The 4227-nt window shown below is 31.0% G+C and carries 4 protein-coding genes and 2 pseudogenes; all 6 read right to left on the bottom strand.

Annotation, left to right across the window (positions count from 1 at the left end; all coding sequences use genetic code 11):
- Positions 1–371: pseudogene (locus tag HRU49_RS14135) on the bottom strand (hypothetical protein); the annotation flags it as partial.
- 433 nt (positions 372–804) lie between these two features.
- Positions 805–1596 (bottom strand): T9SS type A sorting domain-containing protein, encoded by a 792-nt coding sequence (locus HRU49_RS14130; protein WP_296358292.1) that lies wholly within the window; start codon positions 1594–1596, stop codon positions 805–807.
- A gap of 193 nt (positions 1597–1789) precedes the next feature.
- A complete protein-coding gene (locus HRU49_RS14125; RefSeq protein ID WP_296358291.1) occupies positions 1790–2140 on the bottom strand; it encodes a hypothetical protein in 351 nt (116 codons plus the stop codon).
- 103 nt (positions 2141–2243) lie between these two features.
- Entirely contained in the window at positions 2244–2798 is a 555-nt protein-coding gene (locus HRU49_RS14120) for a hypothetical protein (RefSeq protein ID WP_296358289.1), read from the bottom strand.
- Positions 2799–3017: 219 nt separating this feature from the next.
- The gene (locus HRU49_RS14115) at positions 3018–3230 is read right to left on the bottom strand and encodes a hypothetical protein (protein ID WP_296358287.1); all 213 of its coding nucleotides are present in this window, start codon (positions 3228–3230) and stop codon (positions 3018–3020) included.
- A 13-nt stretch (positions 3231–3243) separates the two neighbouring features.
- A pseudogene (locus HRU49_RS14110) lies at positions 3244–3985 on the bottom strand (UvrD-helicase domain-containing protein).
- Positions 3986–4227 lie beyond the last annotated feature (242 nt).

The raw sequence follows: 4227 nt of genomic DNA, 5'->3' as shown, positions 1-4227 counted from the left end.
ATTAAAATTCTAGGATCTTCGTAGTGAGGTAGGTTCCACATCAGGTCTTCTTCAAGCTTTTCCGCTATTTCGAGCCTGTCTCGACTGTCAAAAACAGTATGGGTTTTTTCAAATTTTAAGTCCATACTTTTGGTTTTAGAACAATACACTTCCAGTGCGTGGCGTACTTCGATATGATAGTATCCGTTTACATCAAGCGTGGGTGTCCACCACATAGCTATAAATTGATTCCGTAATTTACTATATAGTTTTAGTTGAAAGTCAGTGTCCACCCATGCAATGTTTTCTTGGGTTATTTCATCTATTTCATAAAATTGATTGTACAATACTTGCCAATCAGGATATACTCTTAAAGGTTGGTGTTTATACATGAAATAGTTTATTTAGAGTAAACTCTGACGCCCTGCTAAAGGTAGTTCGGCCTCGAGAACGAAGATACAAAAGTGGAAGATAATGAGCTTTGGTTTTGCCCATCCATGCGGAATCAGCGTTTAGTATATGCAAATTGTATTCTTAAAGAATCAGAAAAGTTTTTGGTATTGGCAATCTCGTTACACATTTCCGTAATAATTGAATCCTTTTGTTTGATTAATTGGGAAAATAAAAATGTAGGAATTAGAAGGATTAAAAAAATAGTTAAACGAATTTTTTTCATAATTGTTTACAACGGTTTTGTATAAACTTCTGTGGCGTGTTAATATGCTATTGATTTCAGTTTAGCTCTTAGTTTACAAAAATTCAATGGCCACAAAATTTAATCTTTTGCAGCCATTGAATTTATACTTTGTTAGCAAACGTTCTTTATTATTCTTTTATAAATTTAATTGTATTTCCATTATCAAATTTAAAAAAATATAATCCAGTTGTCAGACTTCTAATGTCAATTTCTTCTTGATTCGAGATAGTGCCATTTCGAATTATAGAACCTAGGCTATTAAAAATTTTATAATTTTCTTTTTTTATTAATCCAGTAAATTGAATAAAATCAGATGAAGGGTTTGGAAATATTTTTATTTTTTCGGTAAACAAATTTTCATTTAAAGAAAGTGTAATTTGAGTGCTCACAATTTTACTTTGGACAATTTCTGAGATATAAAGGATATTGTCTTTTAATGCAATTCCTGCTGGTACATCTAATCCAGTTACAACATCTGTAGTGGTAGGCGTAGTGTCTGTAATATCAATTCTAGAAACCTTGCCAGCAAACGCATCTGCAATATACATTTCGTTTCCAACTAGCATAATAGAACCTGGTCGACTAACTGTTACTACATCTGTAGTAGTTGGTGTAGCATCTGTAATGTCAATTTTAGAAATTTTATTTCCATTGTATTCTGCAATATAAAGGTCATTTCCATTTAGTAATAATTGTCTAGGACCATTTAAACCAGTTACAACATCAATAGTAGTTGGTGTTGCATCTGTAATGTCAATTTTAGAAATTTTATTTCCGTTATTTTCTGCAATATAAAGGTCATTTCCATTTAGTACTATTCCTTGAGGAAAACTTAAACCAGTTACAACGTCAGTAGTTTGAGCAATAATATTAATGCAGGTAAGTAATAAAATAGTTGTTAATACGTAAATTTGTTTCATTTGTAATAATTTAATTGATTAATATTTAGGTTTAATGTTTGCTAACGTTTGTGGCTATGATTTCGTTGCGAGTTGAAAATCCGGAGGATTTTCCACCGTAGAAATCAAGCCAGTCAAAAGTAACTATTTTTCTTTTGTTTTAGAATTAAATAGCAATGAATTATAGACATTGTTGTGTACAGTTTTTTCTTTTTCAACTTTTTAATAAATTTAGTTTTTTCACAAGAAATAAAGGAAGAGATTGAATTCTGTAAGTAGCAACTACAAGTGGTTTTAGGCTTTTCGGTTTTCCGTATTTAAATTCCAGTTTAAATTCAGATTCTAAATAGTCAAAAATTTGGTCATTGCATTTTATTTCTCCCTCAAACCAATTAGTCCAACCAAAAAATATTTTTTTTAATCCCTTTCTTAAAACTAAAAAGTCATCATCAATTCCTGCGTCAAATCCGTAATATTTTGCGGTAACAATCCAACCTCTTTTTCTTAATTCAGAGATTATTTCATTCCACTTTTCAGTTTTGATATTTATTGCAGTTTTTTTCAAGTTTAATTCAACGTTTAATTCCTTCTTTTGAGTTAGTTGAGTAATTGTACACAACGTTTTGGCTAAGCTGCGTTTTAATGCAGTTTAGGTGTTATTGTACCTATTAAAATTCTATGATGGGTTCATCTGGATCACTATTTGCATACCATGTATCATCTTCAAAAATTGAAGAATATGTAAATCCAAATTTTATATCATTCACACGGGAATAATAATAACTTTTGGGAATTTTATTTAAATCTTTCGTCCTTAATTCAATTCTATATATATCTAAAGTATCATTTTTTGATAAGATAGTACCTTTTATTATTCCATCCCTTACCCAAATAGTTTTGTGGTACTCTTCATATAGTGGAAACTTTTTCATAAAAAGATTGTCCAAACCTAGTGGGTAATCTTCATTCTGATAACTTAGTGTTGAACTTTGAATAATAGCTGGTCCCAATCCTTTATTTGTAACGAAGAACTTAATGGTATATATACTATCATTTTCCTCCGAATCCCCTGCAAAATAAAGGCTTGGTTTAACCGATAGTTTATTTGTTTTGTATATGATATGCGTTTGAAAAGTAAAAACTATTAAGCTCAAAATACTTGTTATCATTGCTGATATACCTAGTAAGCGGTCAGTTTTTGGTAGTTTGAATTTATGCTTCATTAATTTAAATTTATAGCGTTACGTTACTTAGTAAAATGTTAGTCATAGTAATTAGGTACATCTATCAAATATAATGAAACCTCATAAACCATAGTGCAGCAGAATCTTTGAATACACTTTCAAAAAGCAATGCAATTCTGGTAAGCGCATATTAAAAAAGCGACAAGCCAAAACTAAAGAGCTGCTTGTCGCTAATAACAGTTAGTAATACGTTGTTAATTAAAGCTCGTCGTAACGTTTAAGGACTTCTTCTACTTCCTTTGCAGTTACGATTTTTTCATTTTTAGCTTCTTCTAAGCTTATACCTCTATTTTCAGAAATAACTTCATTAATAACAATTCCAGTAGTTCTAGGGCTAAAGGGTTTTAAAAAATTTTTTAGTTCATTTTTGAAACAAGCTTGTGGCTTTTCTTTTGGGTTTGCAAGTGTCATTGTGGTGGTGCTATTATTCGTTTACACCAAAATGCTCCAAATAAATGTCATAATCTGATAGATCAAAGTCAGGTTGATACATGATTTCTCCAAATGGATACGGTATCTGATATTCGTATTCAATACCATTCAAGTATAAAAAGTTTGCTATAGTCAGCTCTTCAACGCTATTTACTTTTTCGCCTTGAATGGTGTCAAGCGATGCTTTTGCCACTTTGTTCAGTGGCTCAGGTTCGCATTTAGCTTTAAAAGTTTCAAAATCAATGCCTTTTTCAGTATCTAATTTTTCACCAAGTGATTCATAGCTATCATTTGCTTCTGGAATATTCATGTAACATGCAACATAGACAATGTATGCTTCTAAGGCATCTGCGTCGTTAAAAATGTCTTTCTCTAGATACTCTATGATGACATTAAAAATGGTGTTCTCATTTGTTACAGCGGGAATAGTGGTAAGATGTCTTTTTATGGTATCATACCCAAGTTTATGGAACGTTGTAGTTCTTGCATCAAGACCCAAGTTTTTGAGTCGAACATTTAATTCATCAACAGTTTTTCTCATAAAGGATAACAGTAATATGTTTTCAGGTTTTACATTTTTTTTCTAATAGATATTTAACTTTAGCCAGAATAATTAAGGTTTTTACTGAACCAGCTCCTGCAATAATTAGGTTTGAATATTCGTCTGTTATTACAGCTGTTCGTTGTTGGTCATCTAATTTTTCACCTTCAATATCATCAAAATATTGGTTCATATCAATACAACTTTAGTCAATTTTTAATAGGTCATTTAACAGTTTGTTCTTAATTTTATACGTATAAACTAAGTGAACACAAAACCGAACACGTTTTGGAACACGATTTACAACATTAACAGCTTAAAACCCTCATAAATAGGGTTTAAAAGGTTATCAATTTAAATTCATAACCCGGAGGTCTCGAGTTCAAATCTCGATCTCGCTACAAAATGGTAAATCCCACCATACAAACGGTTTAG

Origin of the sequence: Winogradskyella sp. (assembly GCF_013213975.1) — a bacterium.
Taxonomy (GTDB): domain Bacteria; phylum Bacteroidota; class Bacteroidia; order Flavobacteriales; family Flavobacteriaceae; genus Winogradskyella.
Note: the sequence above shows the minus strand (reverse complement) of the source record. Positions and strands in the feature narration are given on the sequence as shown.

What these genes read in the sequence shown, in the direction of transcription:
- HRU49_RS14120 (WP_296358289.1), bottom strand. Translation starts at nt 2,798, where the DNA reads ATGAAGCATAAATTCAAACTACCAAAAACTGACCGCTTACTAGGTATA.
- HRU49_RS14130 (WP_296358292.1), bottom strand. Translation starts at nt 1,596, where the DNA reads ATGAAACAAATTTACGTATTAACAACTATTTTATTACTTACCTGCATT.
- HRU49_RS14115 (WP_296358287.1), bottom strand. Translation starts at nt 3,230, where the DNA reads ATGACACTTGCAAACCCAAAAGAAAAGCCACAAGCTTGTTTCAAAAAT.